Annotated in this window: 25 protein-coding genes; 14 read left to right on the forward strand and 11 right to left on the reverse strand. The window is 75.0% G+C overall.

Going from position 1 to position 22,326, the window contains the following annotated elements:
- Positions 1-81 precede the first annotated feature (81 nt).
- Entirely contained in the window at positions 82-738 is a 657-nt protein-coding gene (locus ACFC1T_RS05575) for a uridine kinase (RefSeq protein WP_375883927.1), read from the reverse strand.
- Between the two features lie 211 nt (positions 739-949).
- On the opposite strand from ACFC1T_RS05575, the gene ACFC1T_RS05580 reads away from it, so the two are divergent.
- Positions 950-2,113, forward strand: a complete 1,164-nt coding sequence (locus ACFC1T_RS05580) for an acyl-CoA dehydrogenase family protein (RefSeq protein WP_375883928.1) — start codon at positions 950-952, stop codon at positions 2,111-2,113.
- A 210-nt stretch (positions 2,114-2,323) separates the two neighbouring features.
- Here the strand turns inward: ACFC1T_RS05580 and ACFC1T_RS05585 are convergent, their stop codons facing one another.
- Positions 2,324-2,824, reverse strand: a complete 501-nt coding sequence (locus tag ACFC1T_RS05585; RefSeq protein WP_375883930.1) for a hypothetical protein — start codon at positions 2,822-2,824, stop codon at positions 2,324-2,326.
- Positions 2,825-3,056: 232 nt separating this feature from the next.
- On the opposite strand from ACFC1T_RS05585, the gene ACFC1T_RS05590 reads away from it, so the two are divergent.
- The 5 genes from ACFC1T_RS05590 (at position 3,057) to fxsA (ending at position 8,056) form a co-directional block, all read left to right on the forward strand.
- A complete protein-coding gene (locus tag ACFC1T_RS05590; protein ID WP_218200145.1) occupies positions 3,057-3,497 on the forward strand; it encodes an Lrp/AsnC family transcriptional regulator in 441 nt (146 codons plus the stop codon).
- 31 nt (positions 3,498-3,528) lie between these two features.
- On the forward strand, positions 3,529-5,136 hold the full coding sequence (locus ACFC1T_RS05595) for an amidohydrolase (protein WP_375883933.1): 1,608 nt from the start codon (positions 3,529-3,531) through the stop codon (positions 5,134-5,136).
- A gap of 61 nt (positions 5,137-5,197) precedes the next feature.
- Complete coding sequence (locus ACFC1T_RS05600; protein ID WP_375883935.1) at positions 5,198-5,650, forward strand: N-acetyltransferase; 453 nt, start codon at positions 5,198-5,200, stop codon at positions 5,648-5,650.
- A gap of 119 nt (positions 5,651-5,769) precedes the next feature.
- Positions 5,770-7,422, forward strand: a complete 1,653-nt coding sequence (gene lnt / locus ACFC1T_RS05605; RefSeq protein ID WP_375883938.1) for an apolipoprotein N-acyltransferase — start codon at positions 5,770-5,772, stop codon at positions 7,420-7,422.
- A gap of 55 nt (positions 7,423-7,477) precedes the next feature.
- Positions 7,478-8,056, forward strand: a complete 579-nt coding sequence (gene fxsA / locus ACFC1T_RS05610; protein WP_375883940.1) for an FxsA family membrane protein — start codon at positions 7,478-7,480, stop codon at positions 8,054-8,056.
- Between the two features lie 121 nt (positions 8,057-8,177).
- Here fxsA and ACFC1T_RS05615 read toward each other — a convergent pair whose 3' ends face one another.
- From ACFC1T_RS05615 to ACFC1T_RS05625, 3 genes are all read right to left on the reverse strand, one after another.
- Positions 8,178-8,552 (reverse strand): RNA polymerase-binding protein RbpA, encoded by a 375-nt coding sequence (locus ACFC1T_RS05615; protein ID WP_350506367.1) that lies wholly within the window; start codon positions 8,550-8,552, stop codon positions 8,178-8,180.
- A 278-nt stretch (positions 8,553-8,830) separates the two neighbouring features.
- Positions 8,831-10,444: a hypothetical protein gene (locus tag ACFC1T_RS05620; RefSeq protein WP_375883943.1), complete on the reverse strand. Its 1,614-nt coding sequence runs from the start codon at positions 10,442-10,444 to the stop codon at positions 8,831-8,833.
- Positions 10,445-10,556: 112 nt separating this feature from the next.
- The gene (locus tag ACFC1T_RS05625) at positions 10,557-10,751 is read right to left on the reverse strand and encodes a hypothetical protein (protein WP_188305060.1); all 195 of its coding nucleotides are present in this window, start codon (positions 10,749-10,751) and stop codon (positions 10,557-10,559) included.
- A gap of 421 nt (positions 10,752-11,172) precedes the next feature.
- Here ACFC1T_RS05625 and ACFC1T_RS05630 point away from each other — a divergent pair, with 421 nt between their 5' ends.
- The 4 genes from ACFC1T_RS05630 to ACFC1T_RS05645 all read left to right on the forward strand — a co-directional run bounded on the left by ACFC1T_RS05630 (position 11,173) and on the right by ACFC1T_RS05645 (position 13,804).
- On the forward strand, positions 11,173-11,565 hold the full coding sequence (locus tag ACFC1T_RS05630) for an ankyrin repeat domain-containing protein (protein ID WP_375883946.1): 393 nt from the start codon (positions 11,173-11,175) through the stop codon (positions 11,563-11,565).
- Positions 11,566-11,589: 24 nt separating this feature from the next.
- The gene (locus ACFC1T_RS05635; RefSeq protein ID WP_375883949.1) at positions 11,590-12,105 is read left to right on the forward strand and encodes a GNAT family N-acetyltransferase; all 516 of its coding nucleotides are present in this window, start codon (positions 11,590-11,592) and stop codon (positions 12,103-12,105) included.
- A gap of 29 nt (positions 12,106-12,134) precedes the next feature.
- On the forward strand, positions 12,135-13,208 hold the full coding sequence (locus ACFC1T_RS05640) for a serine hydrolase domain-containing protein (protein WP_375883951.1): 1,074 nt from the start codon (positions 12,135-12,137) through the stop codon (positions 13,206-13,208).
- A gap of 95 nt (positions 13,209-13,303) precedes the next feature.
- Positions 13,304-13,804 (forward strand): NUDIX domain-containing protein, encoded by a 501-nt coding sequence (locus ACFC1T_RS05645; protein ID WP_375883953.1) that lies wholly within the window; start codon positions 13,304-13,306, stop codon positions 13,802-13,804.
- A gap of 9 nt (positions 13,805-13,813) precedes the next feature.
- Here the strand turns inward: ACFC1T_RS05645 and ACFC1T_RS05650 are convergent, their stop codons facing one another.
- The 3 genes from ACFC1T_RS05650 to ACFC1T_RS05660 form a co-directional block, all read right to left on the reverse strand.
- Positions 13,814-14,464: a vitamin K epoxide reductase family protein gene (locus ACFC1T_RS05650; protein ID WP_375883956.1), complete on the reverse strand. Its 651-nt coding sequence runs from the start codon at positions 14,462-14,464 to the stop codon at positions 13,814-13,816.
- A gap of 96 nt (positions 14,465-14,560) precedes the next feature.
- Positions 14,561-15,367 carry a DsbA family protein gene (locus tag ACFC1T_RS05655; protein ID WP_375883959.1) on the reverse strand — a complete coding sequence of 269 codons (807 nt, stop codon included), beginning with the start codon at positions 15,365-15,367 and terminating at the stop codon, positions 14,561-14,563.
- A gap of 145 nt (positions 15,368-15,512) precedes the next feature.
- Positions 15,513-16,187 carry a hypothetical protein gene (locus ACFC1T_RS05660; RefSeq protein ID WP_375883962.1) on the reverse strand — a complete coding sequence of 225 codons (675 nt, stop codon included), beginning with the start codon at positions 16,185-16,187 and terminating at the stop codon, positions 15,513-15,515.
- A gap of 180 nt (positions 16,188-16,367) precedes the next feature.
- On the opposite strand from ACFC1T_RS05660, the gene ACFC1T_RS05665 reads away from it, so the two are divergent.
- Positions 16,368-17,246, forward strand: a complete 879-nt coding sequence (locus ACFC1T_RS05665; RefSeq protein WP_375883965.1) for a CHAD domain-containing protein — start codon at positions 16,368-16,370, stop codon at positions 17,244-17,246.
- 24 nt (positions 17,247-17,270) lie between these two features.
- On the opposite strand, the gene ACFC1T_RS05670 is transcribed toward ACFC1T_RS05665, so the two are convergent.
- The gene (locus ACFC1T_RS05670) at positions 17,271-18,155 is read right to left on the reverse strand and encodes a helix-turn-helix transcriptional regulator (protein ID WP_375883967.1); all 885 of its coding nucleotides are present in this window, start codon (positions 18,153-18,155) and stop codon (positions 17,271-17,273) included.
- A 132-nt stretch (positions 18,156-18,287) separates the two neighbouring features.
- Here ACFC1T_RS05670 and ACFC1T_RS05675 point away from each other — a divergent pair, with 132 nt between their 5' ends.
- Entirely contained in the window at positions 18,288-19,061 is a 774-nt protein-coding gene (locus tag ACFC1T_RS05675) for an SDR family NAD(P)-dependent oxidoreductase (protein ID WP_375883970.1), read from the forward strand.
- Between the two features lie 23 nt (positions 19,062-19,084).
- On the opposite strand, the gene ACFC1T_RS05680 is transcribed toward ACFC1T_RS05675, so the two are convergent.
- Positions 19,085-19,858: a uracil-DNA glycosylase gene (locus tag ACFC1T_RS05680; RefSeq protein WP_375883973.1), complete on the reverse strand. Its 774-nt coding sequence runs from the start codon at positions 19,856-19,858 to the stop codon at positions 19,085-19,087.
- 172 nt (positions 19,859-20,030) lie between these two features.
- Between ACFC1T_RS05680 and ACFC1T_RS05685 the strand changes: the two genes are divergently transcribed.
- Entirely contained in the window at positions 20,031-21,047 is a 1,017-nt protein-coding gene (locus ACFC1T_RS05685) for a slipin family protein (protein WP_375883975.1), read from the forward strand.
- Between the two features lie 91 nt (positions 21,048-21,138).
- The gene (locus ACFC1T_RS05690; protein WP_375883977.1) at positions 21,139-21,591 is read left to right on the forward strand and encodes a CBS domain-containing protein; all 453 of its coding nucleotides are present in this window, start codon (positions 21,139-21,141) and stop codon (positions 21,589-21,591) included.
- Between the two features lie 88 nt (positions 21,592-21,679).
- On the opposite strand, the gene ACFC1T_RS05695 is transcribed toward ACFC1T_RS05690, so the two are convergent.
- Positions 21,680-22,300 (reverse strand): TetR/AcrR family transcriptional regulator, encoded by a 621-nt coding sequence (locus tag ACFC1T_RS05695; RefSeq protein WP_375883978.1) that lies wholly within the window; start codon positions 22,298-22,300, stop codon positions 21,680-21,682.
- Positions 22,301-22,326: the final 26 nt, after the last annotated feature.

Genomic DNA, 22,326 nt, shown 5'->3' on the forward strand with positions numbered 1-22,326 from the left:
GCTCCCGGCTCACGGGGGAACAAGTCGGGAGCGCCGGGTCCGAAGCGGCCGGAACGGTGGGTTCCGGCGACTGAGGAGAACCTAAGTCCTGGTGATGTCGCAGGTCAAGGGCTTAGTTGAAGGTTCACCGACGGTGCTCGGCACGATCCGCCCGGTCACCCCGTCGACCCTGGTGGCGGCGTGCGGACGGCTCGGGTCGGCGGCGAAGTGCGCCGCCTCCGCGCGGGCCCAACCCGCCCAGAACGCGGCGAGTTCCGGCCCGTCCCGCTCCTCGCCGCGCCGACGGGCCGCAGCGGCCTCCAGCTCCATCCAGATCACCCGGGCCAGCCACGGCCGCACCTCGCGGCGCCCCGCGCCGACCCCCTCCACCAGCACCACCGGGGCGAGCGGCACCCGGGCGGTGCCGGCGAAGCGGCGCAGCGTCCAGTCGTACACCCGGTGCTCGGCGTCCCGGCCGGCCGCCAGCGGCTCCAGCACCTGCTCGCGCAGCCGTCCGGTCCAGTCGAAGAGCTCGGTGTGGGTGGCCAGGTCGTCGAGGTGGACCACCGGTGCGCCGCCGAGCGCTGCCGCCAGCCGCCCGGCGAATGTCGTCTTGCCGGAGCCCGCGTGCCCGTCCACCGCGACCAGCCGCACCGGCCCGCAGGAGGGCGGCAGCGCCCGCAGCTCCCGGACCAGCCCGGTCAGCGGGTCGGCGGGAGCGGGCGGACGGGAGGAGGGGGCGGTTCCGGATGCAGCCACAACGTCAACCCTACGGTGCCGTAGCCCACCACTGCGGACAGATCATCTGTGCAGGTCGTGACGGCAGCGCGGGTTTCGGGCATACTCGCCTTCGCCACGCCTGTGAACGGCCGTTCACCGCAACCCGGTGCCGGTCGGGCCGACCTGCCACACCCGCGCCGGACCACCCGCCACCCCGGGCCGGCGCCCGATCGAGGAGGCGACCCTCGCCATGACCCCGTCCCCCGTGAAAGCCGTGGAGCGCCAGCTGCCCAGCGAGGAGGCCCGCGAGCTGCTGAGCCTCACCCGGGACCTGGTCCAGCGCGAGCTCCAGCCGCGCGCGGCGGAGGACGAGGCCGCGGACCGCTTCCCCCGGGAGGTCTTCCGCACCCTCGGCGAGGCCGGCCTGCTCTCCCTCCCGTACGACGAGAAGTACGGCGGCGGCGAGCAGCCCTACGAGGTGTACCTCCAGGTCCTGGAGGAGCTCGCCGCGGGCTGGCTGGCGGTGGGCCTCGGCGTCAGCGTGCACACCCTGTCCTGCCACGCGCTGGCCACCTTCGGCAGCGACGAGCAGCGCGAGACGTGGCTGCCCGGCATGCTCTCCGGCGAACAGCTCGGCGCCTACTGCCTCTCCGAGCCGCAGTCCGGCTCCGACGCGGCGGCCCTGCGCACCCGCGCCGACCTCGACGGGGACGAGTACGTCGTCAACGGCACCAAGGCGTGGATCACCCACGGCGGCCAGGCCGACTTCTACAGCGCCCTGGTGCGCACCGGGGTGGACGGCCCCAAGGGAATCAGCTGCCTGCTCGTGCCCGGCGCCCAGCAGGGCCTGTCGGCCGCGCCGCCGGAGCACAAGATGGGCATGCGTTCCTCGCCGACCGCCCAGCTGCACTTCGACGGTGCCCGGGTGCCCCGCGAGCGGCTGGTCGGGGAGGAGGGCCAGGGCTTCCAGATCGCGCTCGCCGCGCTGGACTCCGGCCGCCTCGGCATCGCCGCCTGTGCCGTCGGCGTCGCCCAGGCCGCGCTCGACCTCGCCGTCGACTACGCCCGCACCCGGCGCCAGTTCGGCCGCCCGATCGCGGACTTCCAGGGCCTGTCCTTCATGCTCGCCGACATGGCCACCCAGATCGAGGCCGGGCGGTCGCTCTACCTCGCCGCCGCGCGGCTGCGGGACGCGGGCCGGCCGTTCTCCAAGGAGGCGGCGATGGCCAAGTTGTTCTGCACCGACGCCGCGATGCGGGTGACCACCGACGCCGTCCAGGTGCTCGGCGGCTACGGCTACACCCAGGACTTCCCGGCCGAGCGCTACATGCGCGAGGCCAAGGTGCTGCAGATCGTCGAGGGCACCAACCAGATCCAGCGCCTGGTGATCGGCCGCCACCTCACCAAGGGCTGAGCCGAGGCGGGCCCGGAGCCCGGCCCGGTGCCGAAGCCCGGCCCCGGTGCCGAAGCCCGGCCCCGGTGTCGAAGTCCGGCCCCAGGGCCGAAGTCCGGCTCGGAGGGCGCGGCCTCCCCGATACGGCCCCCGGCCGTCACTCCAGGGTGCGGAGTGACGACCGGGGGCAATTCTCCGATCAGGCGTCAACTCGCCTGCTGCCGCAGCAAATCAGCGCCGCGCGAGCCGCCGGCGCTGCTCCGGGATGGTGGCGAGCGGGACGGCCGAGGCGACCGCCCGCCCGGCCTTGGCCGGGGCGGCGACACCGCCGCCCGCGCTGCGCACCGGGCGGTGCACCGGTGCGTGCGAGAACGGCTGGGTGCGCCAGTCGAGCCCGCTCGGCAGCTTGCACAGCGCCTCGAACCCGGTCGGTTCGGCGTCCTCCCGGGTCTCCGCCTCGGCCAGGTCGTCGGTCAGGGTGCCCGAGCCGGGGCAGATCGCGGGGGCGAAGGGGTTCCAGGCCGTGGGCAGCAGTGCGTGCTGCGGCAGCTGCTCCTCGTCCGCCACCAGGGCGATCGGGCGGCGGCACTCGGGGCAGTGGACCCGGAAGATGTCCCAGGTCTCGGCGTCGCCGGGGTCGGTGCCCGGCGCGTGGTCGACCGCGAGGTCGTCGCGGCCGGACAGATCGTCGGTCTCGTCGAGAGCCAGCACGCGCTGGTCGGTAGCAGGCATGGAGATCCCCCTAGGATCGGGCCCGGCGTGGTCGCTCTGGGGCCACAACCAGCACTTCCCTGCGGCTCGGGCTCATAACCCTGCGGACTTGCGCACCGTGATGCACCGGGTGTGTCCTTGGCCACACCGCCCGCCACATTCACCAGGCACATGCCCGTACGACACCTGCGGTCCGACCCCGTGCAACCACCGTGCGCCCCCCGTGCTCCCCGAGCGGGTAGGTTTGCGCACCGTGGAGGATCTCGACCAACGCATCGTCCAGCTGCTCCTAGAGGACGGCCGGATGAGCTACACGGACCTGGGCAAGGCCACCGGCCTGTCCACCTCGGCGGTGCACCAGCGGGTGCGCCGCCTCGAACAGCGCGGGGTGATCCGCGGCTACACCGCGATCGTCGACCCCGACGCCGTCGACCTGGCGCTGACCGCGTTCATCTCGGTCAAGCCCTTCGACCCCAGCGCCCCGGACGACACCCCGGAGAGACTGGCCGGCCTGCCCGAGATCGAGGCCTGCCACAGCGTCGCCGGCGACGAGAACTACATCCTCAAGGTCCGGGTCGGCGCCCCGGGCGACCTGGAGGACCTGCTGGCGCGGATCCGCAGCGCCGCCGGAGTGTCCACCCGCACCACGGTGGTGCTCTCCACCCCCTACGAGGCACGACCCCCGAAGATCTGAGCGCGAACCGGCGGGGTGCAGACTTGGGCGCATGACCGAACGCACCTCCCGGACCGTCCTGCTGCGCGGCGGCGCCGTCTACAGCCCCGCCGACCCCTTCGCCACCGCGATGCTCGTGGAGGGCGGGCACATCGCCTGGGTCGGCAGCGACGGCGCCGCCGAGGCGTACGCCGCGACCGCCGACGAGATCGTCGAGCTGGACGGCGCCCTGGTCACCCCCGCCTTCGTCGACGCCCATGTGCACGCCACCTCCACCGGGCTGGCGCTCACCGGCCTCGACCTCACCGGCAGCCCCTCGCTGCCCGCCGCGCTGGCCGCCGTCACCGCCTTCGTCGAGGCGCAGCCGGAGACCGGCGGGGTGCTGATCGGCCACGGCTGGGACGAGACCGGCTGGCCCGAGGGCCGCCCGCCCACGCGCGCCGAACTCGACGCGGCCGCCCGCGGCGCGGCGCTCTACCTCTCCCGCACCGACGTCCACTCCGCGCTCGCCACCACCGCGCTGCGCACCCTCACCGAGGACCTCACCGAGCGCCCCGGCCACCACGCCGACGGCCCGCTCACCAAGGACGCCCACCACGCCGTCCGGCAGACCGCGCTGGCGCACCTCACCCCCGAGCAGCGCCGCCGCGCCCAGCGCGCCACCCTGGCCCGCGCCGCCGAGCTCGGCATCGGCGCCCTGCACGAGTGCGCCGGCCCGGAGATCTCCTCCGAGGCCGACCTCGCCGCGCTGCTGGAGCTGGCCGCCGAGGGCGAGGGCCCCGAGGTCTTCGGCTACTGGGGCGAGCTGGGCGGCATCGAGACCGCCCGCCGGCTCGGCGCGGTGGGCGCCGGCGGCGACCTCTTCGTGGACGGCGCGCTCGGCTCGCACACCGCCTGCCTGCACGCCCGGTACGCCGACGCCGAGCACACCGGCACCGCCTACCTGACCGCCGAGCAGGTCGCCGAGCACGTCGCCGCCTGCACCGAGGCCGGACTGCAGGCCGGTTTCCACGCGATCGGCGACGCGGCGCTCGCCGCCGTGATCGAGGGCGTGCGCACGGCCGGGGAGCGGGTCGGCGCCGACCGGGTCAAGGCGCTGCGCCACCGCGTCGAGCACGCCGAGGCCCTGGACGACAAGGCGATCGCGGCCTTCGGCGAACTCGGCCTCACCGCCTCCGTCCAGCCCGCCTTCGACGCCGCCTGGGGCGGCCCGGAGGGCATGTACGCGCAGCGCCTGGGCGCCGAGCGGGCGGCCGGCCTCAACCCGTACGCGGCCCTGCTGCGGGCCGGTGTCCCGCTGGCCTTCGGCTCGGACGCCCCGGTCACCCCGCTCGACCCCTGGGGCACCGTCCGCGCCGCGGCCTTCCACCGGACCCTGGAGCACCGGATCTCGGTCCGCGCCGCCTTCACCGCCCACACCCGCGGCGGCTGGCGCGCGATCGGCCGCGACCACGACGGCGTGCTGGTGCCCGGCGCGGTCGCCAACTACGCGCTCTGGGCCGCCGACGAGCTGGTCGTCCAGGCCCCGGACTCCCGGGTGGCGGGCTGGTCCACCGACCCGCGCTCCGGCACCCCCGGCCTGCCCGACCTCACCCCGGGCCACGAACTCCCGCTCTGCCTGCGCACGGTGGTCCGCGGCCGCACCGTGTACGAGCGGTAACACCGTGCACGAGCGGTAATTCGGGTGATCGGCGGGCGGTCGCCCTCGTAGGGTGCCGACCATGACCGAGATCGTCCCCGCCGACTTCACCGTCCCGCGCGAGCTGCTCGCCCCGGAGTTCCGCCTGGAACCCCTGGGCGAGCAGCACAACGCCTCCGACCACGCCGCCTGGACAGGCAGTATCGAGCACATCCGCGCCACCCCCGGCTGGGCGGGCCGCGGCTGGCCGCCCGCCGACGGCATGCCCCTGGCGGACAACCTCGCGGACCTGCGCCGGCACGCCGCCGACTTCGAGGCCCGCCGGGGCTTCACCTACACCGTCCTGGAGCCGGACCGGGCCGAGGTGATCGGCTGCGTGTACATCTACCCGGACCGCGAGGACGCCTCCGTGGTCTCGGTCAGCTCCTGGGTCCGCGCCGACCGCGCCGAGCTGGACGCCCCGCTGTACCGCGCCGTCTCCGCCTGGCTCACCGACCACTGGCCGCTGGGGCGCTTCCACTACGCGGAGCGCTGACCCCACCACCCCCCCGAACCGGCCCAGCACCCTGACCTCACGCGCCCGCGACGTTCCGGGGTACCTTCTTCGCACAGCGTCCGAACAGCAAGCCCCAGGAAGATGGTGCGCCGGTGGCCATGCCCGTCACCCAGGAGCGGTCCGGGACCGCTCCCGAGCAGCCGGAACCGGCCCCGACCCCCGGCCGCCTCGCCCGCGCCCTCGCCAAGGTCCGGGCCGGCCTGCCGCGCACCGGCCTCGCCGCGCTGTCCGGCCTGCTGCTCGCGTTCGCCTTCCCGCCGTACGACCTCTGGCCGCTGTCGCTGCTGGGCGTCGCCGCGCTGTCGCTGCTCACCCGCGGCCGCACCTTCCGCCAGGGCGCCTGGACGGGCTTCGCCTTCGGCTTCCCGTTCTTCCTGATGCTGCTCAGCTGGCTGCGGGTGGTCGGCTGGGACGCGACCGTCGGCCTGTCGGTGATCGAGGCGCTGTTCCTGGCCCTGCTCGGCGGGGCGCTGGCGCTCACCTCCCGGCTGCCCGGCTGGGCGTTCTGGGCGGCCGCCCTGTGGGTCACCCAGGAGTGGGCGCGCGACCGGCTGCCGCTGGGCGGCTTCCCCTGGGGCCGACTGGCCTTCGCCAACACCGCGACGCCGTACACCCCGCTGGCCGCCCTCGGCGGCGCGCCGCTGGTGACCTTCGCCGTCGCCCTGTCCGGCACCCTGCTCGCCTGGGCCGCGCTGCGCCTGCGCGGGCCGGGCCGGGCCCCGAAGGCGGCCGCGCTGGCGGCGCTCGGCGCGGTGGCCGCGCTGCTGGCCGGCTACCTCGTCCCGGTGCCCACCGCCGCGGCCGACACCGTGAAGGTCGCCATCGTCCAGGGCAACGTGCCCAACCCGGGCATGGACTTCCTCGGCCGCCCGATGATGGTGCTCAACAACCACGCCTCGGCCACCGAGCGCCTGGCCGCCGACGTGCAGGCGGGCAAGGTCCCGCGCCCCGACGTGGTGATCTGGCCGGAGAACTCCTCCGACCTGGACCCGTTCAGCGACCCGCTGGCCCGCCAGCGCATCGACGAGGCGGTCAAGGCCGTCGGCGTGCCCACCCTGGTCGGCACCCTGGTGGACGGCCCGGACGCGCAGCACGTCCAGAACGAGGGCATCGTCTGGGACCCGGTCACCGGCCCCGGCGCCTCCTACACCAAGCAGCACCCCGTCCCGTTCGGCGAGTACGTGCCGTTCCGGGCCCAGCTGATGAAGGTGATCACCCGCCTCCAGCGGGTCGCCCGCGACTTCTACCCCGGCGACCACAACGGCGTGATGCAGCTCGGCCCGGCGCGGATCGGCGACGTGATCTGCTTCGAGGTGGCCTACGACGAGATCGTCCGGGACACCGTGGACAGCGGCGCCCGGGTCCTGGTCGTCCAGACCAACAACGCGACCTACGCCGAGACCGGCCAGCCCGAGCAGCAGCTGGCGATGAGCCGGCTGCGCGCGGTCGAGCACGGCCGGGCCGTGCTGATCGCCGCCACCAGCGGCATCAGCGCCGTGATCGCCCCGGACGGCACCGTCGAGCAGCGCACCCGGGAGCTGACCCCGGCCGAGCTGTCCGCCACCGTCCCGCTGCGCGACGGCACCACGGTCGCCGACGAGGTCGGCTCCGCCCCGGAGTGGACGCTGGCCGTCGGCGGCCTGCTGGCCTGCGCCGCCGCCCTGCTGGTCGGCCGCCGCCGGAAGGCCGTGGACGGAACGCTCCACGGAACACCGGCCGCCGCGGAATCGTTGGACCAGGTGGTGCCGTAGCCGGCCCGGACCTCCCGTGCGGCGCGCAGAGCACCGCTTGGAGTGGATCCGTACCGTGACCCAGCAAGCTACCCCCGCCCGTCCGGCCCCGCGTAGCAGGCTGCGCCGGGTGCTGCCGCTGCTGTTCACCGCCTGGCTGGTGCTGGAGATCTGGCTGCTGGTGCAGGTCGCCTCCTGGCTCGGCGGCCTCACCGTCCTGCTGCTGCTCATCGCCGGCGCGGTGATCGGCGGCTCGCTGATCAAGCGGGCCGGGCTCAAGGCCCTGTCGGCGGCGATCGAGCAGAGCAAGAACCCGCAGTCCGAGCAGCCGCAGACCGGCACCAGCATGACCGTGGGGGCCGGGCTGCTGCTGATCGTGCCGGGCTTCCTGTCCGACCTGGTCGCCCTGACCCTGCTGTTCCCGCCGACGCGGGCGCTGTGGCGGGTGGCGGGCCGCCGGGTCGCGGACAAGGCGATGCGCAGCACCTCCGCCGTGGGCGCCGACGCGTTCGCGGACGCGATGCGGCTGCAGGAGCAGATGCGCATCCACCGCCCGGACGGCAAGGTCGTCCAGGGCGAGGTGGTCGACCCGGAGACCGGTCCGCGCGGACCGCAGGGCCCCGACACCACCTACCGCCCGCCGATCTCCGGCTGACGCCCGCTGCTCCGGCACCCACTGCTCCGGACAACGCGAACTGCTCCGGACAACGCGAAAGGGACCCTGGTGGCCAGGGTCCCTTTTCGCGTCCTCCCGCCTGCGGCGGGAGCGAGATGGGTCAGGCGCTCTTGCGGGTGTCACGCGGGTGCACCGCGAGGTTCATCCCGCCGGAGCGGAGCACGGCCAGCCGCTCGGCCAGCACCTCCTCCAGCTCCTCGCGCGTCCGGCGCTCCATCAGCATGTCCCAATGGGTGCGCGTGGGCTTGGTCTTCTTCTCCTCAGGCTCGTCACCGTCGAGGAGAACCGCCTCCTGGCCGCAGAAGCGGCATTCCCAGGCCTGAGGGATCTCCGCCTCGACCGAGAAAGGAACCTCGAATCGGTGTCCGTTCTGACATGCGTACTCGACGGTCTGGCGCGGAGCCAGATCGATACCACGGTCGGTCTCGTAGCTAGTGGCCCCGAGTCGCGTGCCGCGGAGAGCTCGCTCGCTCATGAATCGTGCCTCCCGGGCTTAATGGCCCACAGGACTAGTGGTCGCTGTTCTTCGTCGTTCGGTCAACGCTCGGCTTCCGACGAAGATTCCCGTCCCGGGACATGCGTCGTCTGTCGTGCCGCCCCTGTTTGTACCCACCGTCGCCCGATTTGTCACATCTGGCCGGTGATATCACCCCAGGTGTCACCAATTTCACATCTGGTGATCGTGCGGACTTTCTGTGACGAGCGTACCGGTCGGCGATTCCGCGGCGCCGGTCGCCCCCGCTTCCCGGGCGGTCAGGAGATCGGTCGGGAACGGATCATCGGCTCGGTCTTGCCGAGGTCGACCGGGCGGACGGGCGCGGCGGCGTCCGGCGGGACCACCGGCGGGCGGTCCGGGCGGGGCGGCGCCGCGGAGGCGGGCTCGGTCCGGCTGTCGCGGTGCGGCAGCAGGGCGATCACCGCGTCGCGCAGCTGGGCCGGGGCCTCCTCGTCCAGCGGGTCGACGGTGGCGGGCACCTGGAGCCGGACCGGGGTGCCGTTGCCGATCCGGGCGTAGCCGCGGCCGACCGGGGCGTGGGCGGCGGGCACGATGTCCAGCGGCGCGCCGAGCGCGGCGTGGCCCTCCTCGGGCCCGGCCGGGCCGAGCAGCACCCTGGCCCGGGCGGTGGCCCGGACGGTCGGGGTGATCCGGTCCCGGGCCTCGACGTCGTCGGCGATCACCACGGTGACCCGGGCGGCGCGGCCGTGCCGCAGCGGCAGCTCCAGCAGCTCCTGCGGGTCGGGGCGGCCCTCGGCGTGGGCGAGCTCGCCCAGCTCGGTCGGGTGGTCCAGCAGCAGCCAGAGCGGCCGGGTGAGGTCCTCGGGCAGCGGGGTGCCGGTGTGCCGGGCGGTGTTCAGCGCGGTGAGCCGCCGCTCGGTCTCCTGGGCGGCCCACTCCAGGGCGGCCAGCGCGCCGTGCAGGCTGGTCTCCACGGTGTGCACGCCGGGCCGGTTGACCAGGCAGGCGTGCTCCCCGGTGCCGGCGCCGTCGATCACCACCAGGTCGCCGTACGGGAGCGCCTGGAGCGCGATCGAGCGGATCAGGCTGGAGGTGCCGTAGCCGGCGACGCCGAGGGCCAGCAGGTGCGGCTCGGAGGAGCGCGGGCCGGTGCGCCAGACCACCGGCGGCTGCTGGGCGGTGGCCCCGCCCTGGTGGACCGGGATGGTGCGGGCGGTGCCGTCCTCGTCGGTGAAGCCGAGCACGATCTCGCCCGGGGCGGCGACGAAGCGCTGGGCGGCGATGTCGGTGGGCAGCGGGGCCAGCGCGGTGATCCGCAGCCGGTTGGACTCCTCGTCCCAGTCGAAGCGGTACTCCCGGGCCCGCCCGGCCTTGCCCTGGACGACCTGCTCGATCCGGGCCCGGGCGGCGGGCTCGGTGTCGGTGAAGTAGGCGGGGTAGCTCAGCTCCAGCCGGGAGAGCCGGCCCTCGCCGTCGAACTCCCAGGAGCCGAAGGCGTTCTTGTAGCCGCCCTCGAAGTGGTACAGCGGATTGGCGTCCTCGGGGCCGCACAGGTACGGCGTGAGCGCCGAGTAGAGGGCGGCGAGCTTGACGTCGGCGACGTCGGGCGCGGGCGGGGCGGGCGCCGCCTTGGGGGCCCGGCCGGCCCAGGCGGCGCTGGCCATCAGGCCGACCAGGGCGAACAGCAGGCCGTGCGGCAGCAGGTAGATGCCGACCAGCATGGCGGCCGACAGGAACAGCGTCGGTCCGCGCCGCTCCTTCGGGGTGGCCTGCCAGCGGCCCTTGGCCCAGCCGGCGTGGTGGCGCAGCCCGCGGCCGATCACGGTGAGCGGGGCGAACATGTCGGTGGCGTGGTCCCCGGCGGTTCGGGCGAACTCGCGGCCCTTGCCGAGATGGCGGTGGAGCGGCATTCCGTGACTCCCCGGTCGAGTGGGACGGGTGGGGTGAGGGGGCACTGCTCGTGGTACGACGGGGCCCGGGGCGGTGGGATCCGCGCCCGGGCCGGTGGGGGAGAGGCGGCGCCTAGAACCGAAGGCCGCCGAGCAGGCTCGCCAGGCTGGCGCCGCCCGCGGTGATGCTGGGGGCGATCGAGGAACCGGCGACGTAGAAGCCGAAGAGGGCGCAGACGATGGCGTGCGAGACCTTTAGTCCGTCCCTGCGGAAGAACAGAAAGGCGATGGTGCCGAACAGGACGATGCCGGAAATCGAGAGGATCACTTCTGCTCCTCGGGGAGGGGGACGGGGGACAGTGTTACTTAAAGTGCCCTAATCGTGACAAAAAGTAATAGATGATGGAACGGCGCAAATGGGTGGTTCTGCCGTTCATTGCCGTTGGGTGAGCCGGGCGGCGGTGTGCGAACCGGCCGGGGTGGGGGCCTGGAGTCGTGCGGGATCCGGGTGGGACCGGTGCCGCGAGGCATTCCCGGGGGGTGGGTGGGAAGTTTCCGGGGGGTCCCGGAAGTTCGCTCGAATGGCCGCGCAACCCGTGCGGCCGCACGTCGTACCGCACGGCGTACCGCGCCCGGGGCCGGTGGGGCCGCCGTCCGGAATCCGGACGCCCGCTGGTCCGTCGGCGGCGCCGGCCGCTACGGTGCGGTACGCACGAGCCCTCGTCACCCCTCTGGAAAGGCAGTCCGCCATGACCGATGCCCCCGACGCCGAGGTGATCGCGCTCGCCGGGAAGCTCTTCGACGCCGCCCGGGCCGGCGACACCGCCGCCCTGACCACCGCGCTCGACGCCGGGGTCTCCGCGGACCTCACCAACGGCAGCGGCGACACCCTGGTGATGCTGGCCGCCTACCACGGCCACGCGGCCACCGTGGAAACCCTGCTCCAGCGCGGCGCCGACCCGAACCGCGCCAACGACAAGGGCCAGACCCCGCTCGCCGGGGCCGTCTTCAAGGGCGGCTCGGACGTCGTCGACGCCCTGCTGGCCGGCGGCGCCGACCCGAGGGCCGGTGTCCCGTCCGCCGTCGACGCCGCCGCGATGTTCGGCAAGACCGAGCTGCTCGCCCGGTTCGAGTCTCAGTAAGGGCAGGTCGTAGGCTCTTCGACCATGGAGAGCACCGCCGCGCAGGCCGCCAGCACCGTCGAGTTCCGCATCACCGGGTACGCCCACCCCGACGCGCAGGCCCTGTCGGCGGAGGTGCAGCAGGAGTACGTCCGCCGCTACGGCGACCCGGACGAGACCGTGATGCACCCCGAGGACTTTGAGGCCCCGGCCGGCCTGTTCATGATCGCCTACCTGGACGGCCGGCCGGTCGCCTGCGGCGGCTGGCGGGCCAAGCAGGCCGGCCCGGACGGGCTGCGCGACGGCGACGTCGAGCTCAAGCGGATGTTCGTGGTCCCCGCCGCCCGCGGCCGGGGCCTGGCCCGGGCGGTGCTGCACCACCTGGAGGAGACCGCGGCCGAGGCCGGGCACACCCGCGTCATCCTGGAGACCGGCAGCGAGCAGCCCGAGGCCATCGCGCTGTACGGCTCCGAGGGCTACACGGCGATCCGCAAGTTCGGCATCTACAAGGACCACCCGCTGAGCATCTGCCTCGGCAAGGAACTCCCCGCGGCGGTCTGAGCGGCCGGCGCCCCGGGTAGACACCCGGGGTGGACCACCGAGCACCCGAGGCGGAGCGCCTCCCCGCCCTGGCCGCGCCCGGCGGGGAGCTGGACCGGCTGGTCCTGGCCGGCCTGCGCGCCGTCGGCGCGGGCGCGGTCTGGGCCGTCGGCGACGCCGGGGGCGCCCTCGGCGGCGGCAGTCACGGCACCCTCGGGCAGGGCCCGTACGCGCGGCTCGCGCCGGGGCCGGACACCCTGTACGACCTCGCCAGCCTCACCAAGGTGGTGGCGCTCTGGCCCGCCGCCGGAGTGCTGTGGCAGTCCGGCCGGCTGCCGCTGGACGAACCGCTCGGCCGCTGGTGGCCGCCCGCCGCCGGGCGGCCCGTCGGCATCGTGACGGTCCGTCAACTCATGGCCCACACGGCGGGGTTGCTGCCGTACACCCGCTTCGAGCAGCTCTACGGGCGGGAGTCGGCGGCGATCCGGGCCGGGGTGCTGGCCGCCCCGCTGCACCGTGCGCCGGGAGCGGCCGTGGAGTACACCGACCGCGCCGCCGTGCTGCTCTGCTACCTGGTCGAGGACCTCGGCGGCGCGCCGCTGGACGTCCTCGCCGAGCGCTGGACCTGGCGGCCGCTCGGCATGACCGACACCCGGTACGGGCCGCTCGGCGCCGCGGACACCGCCCGGACGGCGCCCACCGAGTGGCACGAGCCGACCGGCGCCCACCTGCACGGCGTCGTCCACGACCCCTCCGCCCGGCTGCTCGGCGGCGTCTCCGGCAACGCCGGCGTCTTCTCCACCGCCCGCGACCTGGCCTGCTTCCTCACCGCCGTGCTCGCCCCGCCGCCCGAACTCCCGTGGGGCGCGCGGTGGATCACCGCATCGCTGCGCGAACAGACCGGCGGCCTGGCCCCCGCGCGCGGCCTGTCCTGGCTGGTCGCCGCCGGCACCGACCCGGCCGAGGGCACCTTCGTCCACTACGGCTTCACCGGCACCGGCTGCTGGGTCTCCCGCCGCCAGGGCCGCTGGGCCCTGCTGCTCACCAACAAGGTGCACCACGACCGGAACACCCAGCCGCTGACCGACCTGCGCAACGCCTTCCGGCGAGCCGTCTTCGGGTGATACCCGATCGGGTGGATTAGGTACGAACCGCCTTTGCCGGGGCGGCGGTTGCGGCAGAGTGACCGGGACGGGCAGCGGCCGGCGGAGGAGGCGCGATGACGGAGACCTGGGCACTCACGGAGGAACAGTGGCTCGCCCGGATACTGCGCGCCTACATCGGCTGCAGTGTGCTGCTCACCGGCGAGGACGGCAAGGTCCTGCTGCTGAAAGCGAGTTACCGCGACCAGTGGCAGTTCCCCGGCGGCGGGATGGACCCGGGGGAGGGCCCCGCCGAGTGCGCCGCCCGCGAACTGCGGGAGGAGACCGGGCTGTCGGCGGGCGAGCTGCGGCTGCTGGTGGTGGAGTGGCGCGAGGCGATCCCCGACCAGGGCCGGCACGCCCACCCGGCCGTGCACTTCATGTTCGACGGCGGTGCGGTCGAGCGGGGCGCGGTGATCCGGCTGCAGGCGGAGGAGATCGCCGACCACGGCTACTTCACCCCCGCCCGGGCGGCCGCCCTGCTGCACCCCAGCGCGGCGCGCCGGCTCACCGGGGCCCTGGAGGCCCGGCGCACCGGCGCCGCCGTACTGCTGCACTCGGCGGGGTACGTGGGCTGACCGGGCCGGTCAGAGGAGGGTGCTCCAGTAGTACCAGAACCGGCTCAGGACCAGCAGCGCGATCACCGCCGCCCACAGCACCGGCAGCGCCCAGTGGTAGCGCGCCGCCTCCCGGACCACCGCCCGCGCCCTGGGCCCGACCGGGATCACGCCGGAGCGCAGGTTGTGCAGCGTGACGTACCAGAACAGCACCACCACCGTCGCCCAGACCACCATGCAGTACGGGCACAGCGCGCCGATCTCGTACAGCGCCTGGTCGATCAGCCAGTGCACGAACACCACGCCCAGCGCCGTCCCGGCGTGCAGGCCCAGCCAGAACCAGCGCCGGTACGCGGCGCCCGCCAGCAGCCCGGCCCCGATCGCCGCCAGCGCGCCGAACGCGGCCAGGCCGAGCAGCGGGTTCGGGAAGCCGAAGACCTCCGCCTGCTCGGTGCGCATCACCGAGCCGCAGCTGATCACCGGATTGATGTTGCAGCTGGGGACGTACGACGGGTTCTCCAGGATGCGGAGCTTGTCGAAGGTCAGGACGGCCGAGGCGGCCAGCCCGACCAGTCCGCCGAGGAACAGCAGGAGGGCGAGGGCCCGGCTCGCGCCGATCGGGCCACGGCCGGCGGCGTCGGGGACGGACGGGGAGGGGTGCACGGTGGTCGGGGCGGTCATGACAGCACACTCCGGTGGCTGGCTGGGAGGAGCCGGCCCGGCCGGGAGTTCGGCCGGGCCGGTGGTGCCGTGCGGGGCGGTGTGGTGCGGGGCGGCCTACTGGAGGCCGGCGGCCTGCTTCACCTGGGCGGTGAACTGCTCCGGCGTGGCGGTGGTGTTGCCCGCGAACAGGTTGATCGTCTTGCCGTCCACCTTGACCGTCGGGGTGCCGGTCACCTGGCTGTTGTTGAACGCGTCGGCCACCTTCGCCGCCCACGGCGCGTACGTCCGGTCGGTGACCGCCTTCACGAAGGCGTCCGTCTTGAGCCCGGGCACCTGGCCGGCCAGGTCCAGCAGGTGGTTGGTGTCGCCGAAGTCGTCGCTGCGCTCGTCCGGCTGGTTGGCGTACAGCACGTCGTGGAAGGCCTTGAACTTGTCCACGCCCTCGTTCAGCGCGGCGCCCGCGGCGGCCAGCGCGGTGCGCGAGCCCTTGCCGCCGAGGTTCTTGTCCAGGAAGGCGGCCAGGTGGAACTCCACCTTGATCTGGCCGTCCTGGGTGAGCTGCTTGACGGTCTGGCCGTTCGCCGCCTCGAAGTGCTTGCAGACCGGGCAGCGGAAGTCCTCGTAGACCTCCATGGTGTGCGGGGCGTCGGCCTTGCCGAGGGTGATCACCGTGCCGTCCGGGCCGGTGGCGTTCGCCGGCACGATCAGCGGGGCCGAGGAGGCGGCCGCGGCCGCCTTGTCGTCGTTCTTCGAACCGGTGTTGATCGCGAGCGCGACACCGCCGGCCAGCGCCAGCACGACGACGGCGGAGACCGACACGACGATCAGCTGACGGCGCTTGGCGGCCTGCTGCTCGCGGCGCTGCGCCTCCTGGATCCGCTCGCGGGCGCTGACGCGCTTCTTGTTCTTGTCCTGAGCCATGGGGAAGTCAACTCCTGTACGCGGCGCGCGGGCGCGCGCGGGTGGCCGCACTCGGGTGCGGCGGGGGCAAGTGACGCGGAGTCGAGCGCACTGCCCACGGGCGTACGGAACCGTGCACGCTCAGGTGCCGGAAGGGGGTACGCGCTCAGCAGGCAGGCGCGAGAACCGGCGGACCACGCCGGGGAGCCGGGCTCAGCACCACGTCCTCGCGGCGCGGCCGCTCGTGGTCGGACACCGGCAGCGGCACCCGCAGCACCGGGCGCACCGGGGCGGGGAGCAGCAGCAGGAGCAGCGCCCGCAGCGGGCGGGCCAGCGACTGGTGCAGCGCGCGCAGCGCCCGGGCCAGGCCGGACAGCGCGGCGTCGCCCAGCCGCAGCCAGGCCGAGGCGGCCAGCGCGATCGCCAGGTGCACCACCAGGAGCAGCAACTGGGTCGCCGCGGGCGCCAGTTCCCCGGTGTGCCCCAGCGGGCCGCCCAGCAGCGAGCCGTCCACCGAACCGCCGCCGCAGACCAGCAGGTTCACCCCGCGCGCGGACACGTGCTCGGAGAGCACCGGCCCACAGGCGGTCTGGCCCAGGTTGAAGGTGGTGTTCAGCAGCAGCTCGACCGGCACCATCACGGCGGTGATGTGCAGCAGCCGGCGTTCCCCGCCGGCCATCGCGGCCACCACCAGGAAGACGACGGCACTCGCCGTGGCCACCAGCGACAGCGACAGCGGGCGACCGGTGATGACCACCTGGCCCAACGCGGCCATCGGCACGGCGAGCGCGGTGAACACCGCGGCCCGCAGGGCCCTGGTCGCATGGGTGGAGGTCAGCACGCTCCGGAGTATGCCATGCCCCTCGTGCCGGGCACGAGGGCGCGTAGGACCCTTGACAGCCCGGGCGGTGCCCGCTCGGGCCGCGACGGTGCCCGCTCGGGCCCTGCGGGGTCGACAGCCGCCGCCCGGTGCCTACCCTGGAAGGCATCACCGGTGACCCCGACGAGGGGGTGCGCGTCCATGGCGAGGCCCGAGACCACGGTCGGAGAGGTGCTGCTCGACCGCGTCGAGGCCCAGGCGGTGGTGCTCGCCGGACTGGACGACGCCGTCCGGGCGGACGAACCCGACGCCGTGCACCGGATGCGGGTCGCCTGCCGACGGCTGCGCAGCGCGCTGCGGACCTTCCGCCGGCTCCTCGACCCCGGCGCCACCGACACCCTGGTCGCCGACCTGCGCTGGCTGGGCGCCACCCTCGGGCGGGCCCGGGACAGCGAGGTGCTCGCCGAACGGCTGGCCGCCCGGGCCTGCGCACTGCCCGAGGCCTGCGGGCCGGAACGGGTCGCCGGGTCGCTGCGGGAGTGGGGCGCGGCCGAGTACCGCCGGGCCCGGCCCGAGGTGGTCGCCGCCCTCGACAGCCCCCGCCGCCGGGCGCTGACCGAAGCCCTGACCACCCTGCTCGCCGACCCGCCGCTGCGCCCGCGCGCGGCCCGGGCCGCCGGCCCCGAGCTCTCCCGGATCGCGGCCCGCGAACAGCGCCGCACCGCCGCCCGGGTGCACACCGCCCTCGCGGCCGGCCCCGCGGAACGCGACGGCGCCCTGCACGAGGCCCGCAAGGCCGCCAAGCGGGCCCGCTACGCCGGGGAGACGGCGGCACCCGCGGTCGGCGCGGCGGCGGAGCGGTACGCGGAGCGGATGAAGGCCGTCCAGGAGGTGCTGGGCGAGCACCAGGACGCGGTGGTCGCCGCCGCGGCCCTGGCGTCCCGGCCCGCGGCGGCCGGCGAGCCCTTCGCCTGCGGGGTGCTCTACGCGGGCCAGCTGGCGGCGGCGGAGGCCGCCCGGGCCCGGCTGCCGCAGGTGTGGGCGGGGGCGGCGGGCCGGAAGCTGACGCGGTTCGAGTAGGGCGTGCCGGTACGTCGGATCGGATCAGCCAGTGGCGTCGTCGAGGGCCGGGGCGGTGCCGGTGCTCCCGCGCGCGGCGGCGAAGGCGCGGCGGGTGGGACTGTCCGGTGGGGCGAGGAAGGCGAAGACGTGGCGGCCCTCCTCGGGGAGCGGCAGCACGGTGTAGTCGAGGACGGCGGTGTCCAGCGCGGGGTGGCGGACGTGGAGGCGGCCGGGGCCGGGCGGGGCGGCCCGGTGGTGGTCCCAGAGCGCGGCGAACTCCGGGCTGGCCGTGGAGAGCCGGCCGACCAGGGCGAGCAGGTTCCGGTCGCGGGGGCGGTCGGCGTGCTGGGCGCGCAGGGAGGCGACCAGGTCGGCGCCGATCGAGCGGTCGGCGGCCGTGTTGCCCGGCGAGCGGTCCCGGTACGGGCAGCAGAAGACCTGCCAGAGCAGGTTGCGCTCGTGCGGCGGCCGCCGCTCCGGCCCGGCCAGCAGCAGGGCGGCGGGCCGGTTCCAGGCCAGCAGGTCGAAGGTCGGGCCGGTGACGAAGGCGGGGGCGGCGTCCAGGGTCTCCAGCAGGGCCAGGGTGGCCGCGGGGACGGCCGGGTCGGTGGAGGGGCCGGTGGAGGGGCCGGTGGCGGGCGGCGTCGTACGGTCGCGCCGTACGGCCAGCCGGTGCAGGTAGGCGCGCTCCGGGCCGCTCAGGTGCAGGGCCTCGGCGAGACCGTCCAGGACCGGGCCGGTGGGCACCCGTTGGCGGCCCTGTTCCAGCCGGGCGTAGTAGTCGGCCGAGATCCCGGCGCGGGCGGCGACCTCCTCGCGGCGCAGCCCGGGGGTGCGGCGGCGGCCGGCCGCGGGCAGGCCCGCTTCGGCGGGCGCGAGTCGGGCACGGCGGGCGCGCAGGAACGCGCCCAGCGGGGTCTCGGGCATGCGCGCCAGGCTGCCACAGCCAGGCCGGCCCAACCAGGACCGGGCTGTCCCTGGCTGGGCGGTCCCTGGCTGGGCGGTCCGGGGTACGACCGGCCGCTGGTGGGCCGGCGGGGGTGGCGGCAGGCTCGCCGCATGGGACTTCTCGACGACAAGGTCACGATCGTCACCGGTGCCGGGCGGGGCATCGGCGCCACCGCCGCCCGGCTGCTCGCCCGGGAGGGCGCGCTGCTGGTGCTGGCCGCCCGCTCCGCGCCGGAGGTGGAGGCGCTGGCCGCCGAACTGCGGGCCGCCGGCGGGGAGGCGGTGGCGGTGGCCGCCGACCTGACCACCGCCGAGGGCGCCCAGCGGACGGTGGACGCGGCGCTGACCGCCTTCGGCCGGCTGGACGCGGCCTTCGACAACGCGGGCAACGGCCTGCCGCCCGCTCCGCTCGCCGAACGCTCGGAGGCCGAGTGGGACGACACCCACGCGCTCAACCTGCGGGGCACCTGGCTCTGCCTGCGCGCCCAGCTGCGGGCGATGGCGGCGGCCGGCCGCGGCGGCTCGGTGGTGCTCAACTCCGGGGTGGGCGCGCTGGTCGGGGGCTTCGGCGACGGCGCCCAGCAGGCCGCCAAGCACGGACTGACCGGCCTGGTGAAGGCGGCCACCGCCGACTACGCGCGGTACGGCGTCCGGGTCAACGCCGTCGCGCCCGGGGTGGTCCGCACCCCCGGGACGGAGGAGTACTTCGCGGCGGGCCCGGAGTTCGCCGCCCTGGTCGCCCGCTCGACCCCGCTGGGCCGCCCGGGCCTGGACACCGAGGTGGCGGAGGCGGCGGCCTGGCTGCTCAGCGACCGGGCCTCGTACGTGGCGGGCGTGACCCTGCCGGTGGACGGCGGGATCACGGCCACCCGGCGGTTCGACTGACCCGTGCCGTGCGGGGCCACGCCCTAATGGGGGCTGAGCCCCGCCGAGACGGCCGCCTCGCGGAGCAGGTCGCGGAGCATCGCGGTGGTCAGCCGGCCGGTGTTCGTGTTGCGCGGGCTGACGTGGTAGCAGCCGTACAGCCGCAGGTCGGGGCCGCCGTCCCGGGCGGGGAGGGTGGCCAGGGCGGCGTGGCCGAAGGCCGGGCGCGGTCGGGGCACGGTCCAGCCGGCGTCGGCGAGCACCGGCAGCACCGCCTGCCAGGCGAAGCCGCCGAGGGCGACGACCGTCCGCACGGTGGGGCGCAGCAGTTGCAGTTCGCGGGTGATCCAGGGGCGGCAGGTGTCGCGTTCGGCGGTGCTGGGCTTGTTGTCGGGCGGGGCGCAGCGCACCGGGTCGGTGATCCGGACGCCGTACAGCTCCAGGCCGTCGCCGTGCCGGACGGACTCCGCGCGGTTGGCGAGCCCGAGCTCGTGGAGGGCCGCGTAGAGGAGGTCGCCGGAGGGGTCGCCGGTGAAGATCCGGCCGGTGCGGTTGCCGCCGTGGGCGGCGGGGGCGAGACCGACCAGGACGAGCGGGGCGTCGGGCGGGCCGAAACCGGGGATCGGCCGGGCCCAGTAGTCCCAGTCCTGGTAGGCGCGGCGCTTGGTGCGGGCGGCCTCCTCGCGCCAGGCGACCAGCCGGGGGCAGGCCCGGCAGTCGGTGACGACCCGGTCGAGGACGGTGAGTCCGGTGGCGCGGGCGGCGGCCTCGGCCGGGTGGCGGGGGTCGTCGGGGTCATCGGCGGGGGCCGGCTGCATGGGCCCGATCCTAGGGCGTGCGGCCCGGGGAGTGTCCTGTGGTTCAGGACGTTCGATCCGGCCTTGTCCGCGCAGGCGTAGCGTTGAAGCAGTTGCTCCGGTGGCTCCCGGCCCGGTTCGGTCGGCGGTGGCCGGACGCGCCGGTGTGCGCGGAGGCCGCGAGGAGGCCGCGATGATCGTCGATGCGGTGCTGGGGGCGCTCGGGGGGCTGGCCGGGCTGGGGGCGATCTGGGCGGGGCTGAGCATCCGGGTGGTCCAGCAGTTCCAGAAGGGCGTGGTGTTCCGCTTCGGCAAGGTGCGCGAGGAGATCCGCGAGCCGGGGCTGGTCGCGCTGATGCCGATCGCGGACCGGCTGCGCCGGGTGAACGTGCAGATCGTGACGATGCCGATTCCCGCGCAGGAGGGCATCACCCGGGACAACGTGACCGTGCGGGTCGACGCGGTGGTCTACTTCCGGGTCGAGGACCCGGTCAAGGCGACGGTCAACGTGCAGGACTACAACTTCGCGATCTCCCAGGTCGCGCAGACCTCGCTGCGGTCGATCATCGGCAAGAGCGAGCTGGACGACCTGCTGGCCAACCGCGAACCGATCAACCAGGGGCTGGAGTTGATGATCGACAGCCCGGCGCTGGGCTGGGGCATCCAGATCGACCGGGTGGAGATCAAGGACGTCGCCCTGCCGGAGTCGATGAAGCGCTCGATCGCGCGCCAGGCGGAGGCCGAGCGGGAGCGGCGGGCGCGGATCATCACGGCGGACGGCGAGTTCCAGGCCTCGGCCCGGTTGTCGGAGGCGGCGGCGGTGATGAGCGCGACCCCGGCGGCGCTCCAACTGCGGTTGCTGCAGACCGTGGTGGAGGTGGCGGCGGAGAAGAACTCGACGCTGGTGCTGCCGTTCCCGGTGGAGCTGCTGCGGTTCCTGGACAGCGCGACGGAGTCCCAGCAGCGGGACCTGCTGGCGGCCGCCGCGGTCGCCGCCGCCGCGAAGTCCGCGGAGCAGGCGGTGGAGCGCGGGGAGGTGCCGGAGGAGGAGCTCCCGCACGAGCGGCCCCGGCACGAACTGCCGCCGTTGGAGAAGCTGTTGAACGCGTCGCCGCTGGACGGAGCGGAGCTGGACGGGCTGGGTTCGGACGGGGCGGACCCGGAGGCCCCCGGCCCGACGGAGCGCGCCGAGCCCGGGGCGGCGTCCTGAGCGCCACCGGGCCCGCCCGGGCCCGGTGGCGTGGGTCACCCGGTCGGACCAGGATGGACGAGGGGCTGGAAGCCAGGCCAGGAGGCGGACCATGACCATCGCCAGCGACATCATGCACCCGGGGGCGGAGTGCATCCGCGAGCACGAGACGCTCGCCGCCGCCGCCCGGATCATGCGGGAACGACACGTGGGCGCGCTGCCCATCTGCGGGGAGAACGACCGGCTGCTGGGCATCGTGACGGACCGCGACATCGTGCTGCGCTGCGTCGCGGAGGGCCGTGATCCGTCCGAGGTGACGGCGGGTGAACTGGCGCTCGGCCGGCCGATGACGGTGGAGGCGGACGAGGACTGCGAGCAGGTGCTGCGGGTGATGGAGCAGTACCAGGTGCGCCGCCTGCCGGTGATCAACCACCCGGAGCACAAGCTGGTCGGCATGATCAGCGAGGCCGACATCGCCCGCGGGCTGCCGCAGGCCCGGCTCGCGGAGTTCGTGTCGGCGGTCTGCGCCGAGGCGGCGCCGAAGAAGGAGGCGCTGCAGGGCTGACCCGGCCGGAACCGGCCTCGGGCGCCGGGCGCCGTCGGCCCACCGCGTGGACCGGGCTCGCCCGGGTGGCGAGTTCCTCGGCGCGTGGTCAGCCGCTCGCCAGGGTGTCGAGGTGGCGGCGCAGCACCGCGCGCAGTGCGTCCGGGCCGACCAGGTCGGGGTGCTGGACGGCTTGCAGGGTGAGGCCGTCCAGCAGGGCGGAGAGCCGGCGGGTCTCGACGTCGAGGTCGAGGCCGGGGAGCAGCGCGCCGGAGCGCTCGGTCTCGACCAGGACGCGCCGCACCAGTTCGTCCAGACCGGCCTGCAACTCAGCGGCGCGGGGTCGTAGTTCGGGCCGGGTGCGGGCGGCGGTGACGAACGAGAGCCAGAGTGCGGACTCCTCCCGGCGCCGGGCGTCCAGCGGGAGGGTCTCGGCGAGCAGTCGGGCGGTCTGCTCGCGCCGGTCGGTCCCGGGGGTGGGCTCCGGGTCGAGCAGGGCGCGGGCGTGGGTGCGGACGCGGGCGTCGATCCGACGGGCCAGTTCCTGCATCGCGAAGAGCATCAGCTCGGAGCTGCCGGCGACGTAGTGGCGGACCGAGCCGACGGCGAGTCCGGCCTCCTCGGCGACGTTGCGCAGTGAGGCGTGCTCCAGGCCCTCCCGGGCGGCGACGCGCAGGACGGCGTCGGCGACGGCCTGGCGGCGTTCGACGGGGTCGACGATCTTCGGCATGTTGCCGTTATAGCACGGGCGAGCTA

It is taken from the genome of Kitasatospora sp. NPDC056076 (assembly GCF_042266305.1).
Classification (GTDB): domain Bacteria; phylum Actinomycetota; class Actinomycetes; order Streptomycetales; family Streptomycetaceae; genus Kitasatospora.

Bases quoted from the DNA above. Each gene is read 5' to 3' on its own strand.
- ACFC1T_RS05580 (WP_375883928.1), top strand. From the start codon at position 950: ATGACCCCGTCCCCCGTGAAAGCCGTGGAGCGCCAGCTGCCCAGCGAG.
- ACFC1T_RS05585 (WP_375883930.1), bottom strand. From the start codon at position 2,824: ATGCCTGCTACCGACCAGCGCGTGCTGGCTCTCGACGAGACCGACGAT.
- ACFC1T_RS05595 (WP_375883933.1), top strand. From the start codon at position 3,529: ATGACCGAACGCACCTCCCGGACCGTCCTGCTGCGCGGCGGCGCCGTC.
- ACFC1T_RS05600 (WP_375883935.1), top strand. From the start codon at position 5,198: ATGACCGAGATCGTCCCCGCCGACTTCACCGTCCCGCGCGAGCTGCTC.
- lnt (WP_375883938.1), top strand. From the start codon at position 5,770: ATGCCCGTCACCCAGGAGCGGTCCGGGACCGCTCCCGAGCAGCCGGAA.
- ACFC1T_RS05615 (WP_350506367.1), bottom strand. From the start codon at position 8,552: ATGAGCGAGCGAGCTCTCCGCGGCACGCGACTCGGGGCCACTAGCTAC.
- ACFC1T_RS05620 (WP_375883943.1), bottom strand. From the start codon at position 10,444: ATGCCGCTCCACCGCCATCTCGGCAAGGGCCGCGAGTTCGCCCGAACC.
- ACFC1T_RS05630 (WP_375883946.1), top strand. From the start codon at position 11,173: ATGACCGATGCCCCCGACGCCGAGGTGATCGCGCTCGCCGGGAAGCTC.
- ACFC1T_RS05635 (WP_375883949.1), top strand. From the start codon at position 11,590: ATGGAGAGCACCGCCGCGCAGGCCGCCAGCACCGTCGAGTTCCGCATC.
- ACFC1T_RS05645 (WP_375883953.1), top strand. From the start codon at position 13,304: ATGACGGAGACCTGGGCACTCACGGAGGAACAGTGGCTCGCCCGGATA.
- ACFC1T_RS05650 (WP_375883956.1), bottom strand. From the start codon at position 14,464: ATGACCGCCCCGACCACCGTGCACCCCTCCCCGTCCGTCCCCGACGCC.
- ACFC1T_RS05655 (WP_375883959.1), bottom strand. From the start codon at position 15,367: ATGGCTCAGGACAAGAACAAGAAGCGCGTCAGCGCCCGCGAGCGGATC.
- ACFC1T_RS05665 (WP_375883965.1), top strand. From the start codon at position 16,368: ATGGCGAGGCCCGAGACCACGGTCGGAGAGGTGCTGCTCGACCGCGTC.
- ACFC1T_RS05670 (WP_375883967.1), bottom strand. From the start codon at position 18,155: ATGCCCGAGACCCCGCTGGGCGCGTTCCTGCGCGCCCGCCGTGCCCGA.
- ACFC1T_RS05675 (WP_375883970.1), top strand. From the start codon at position 18,288: ATGGGACTTCTCGACGACAAGGTCACGATCGTCACCGGTGCCGGGCGG.
- ACFC1T_RS05680 (WP_375883973.1), bottom strand. From the start codon at position 19,858: ATGCAGCCGGCCCCCGCCGATGACCCCGACGACCCCCGCCACCCGGCC.
- ACFC1T_RS05685 (WP_375883975.1), top strand. From the start codon at position 20,031: ATGATCGTCGATGCGGTGCTGGGGGCGCTCGGGGGGCTGGCCGGGCTG.
- ACFC1T_RS05690 (WP_375883977.1), top strand. From the start codon at position 21,139: ATGACCATCGCCAGCGACATCATGCACCCGGGGGCGGAGTGCATCCGC.
- ACFC1T_RS05695 (WP_375883978.1), bottom strand. From the start codon at position 22,300: ATGCCGAAGATCGTCGACCCCGTCGAACGCCGCCAGGCCGTCGCCGAC.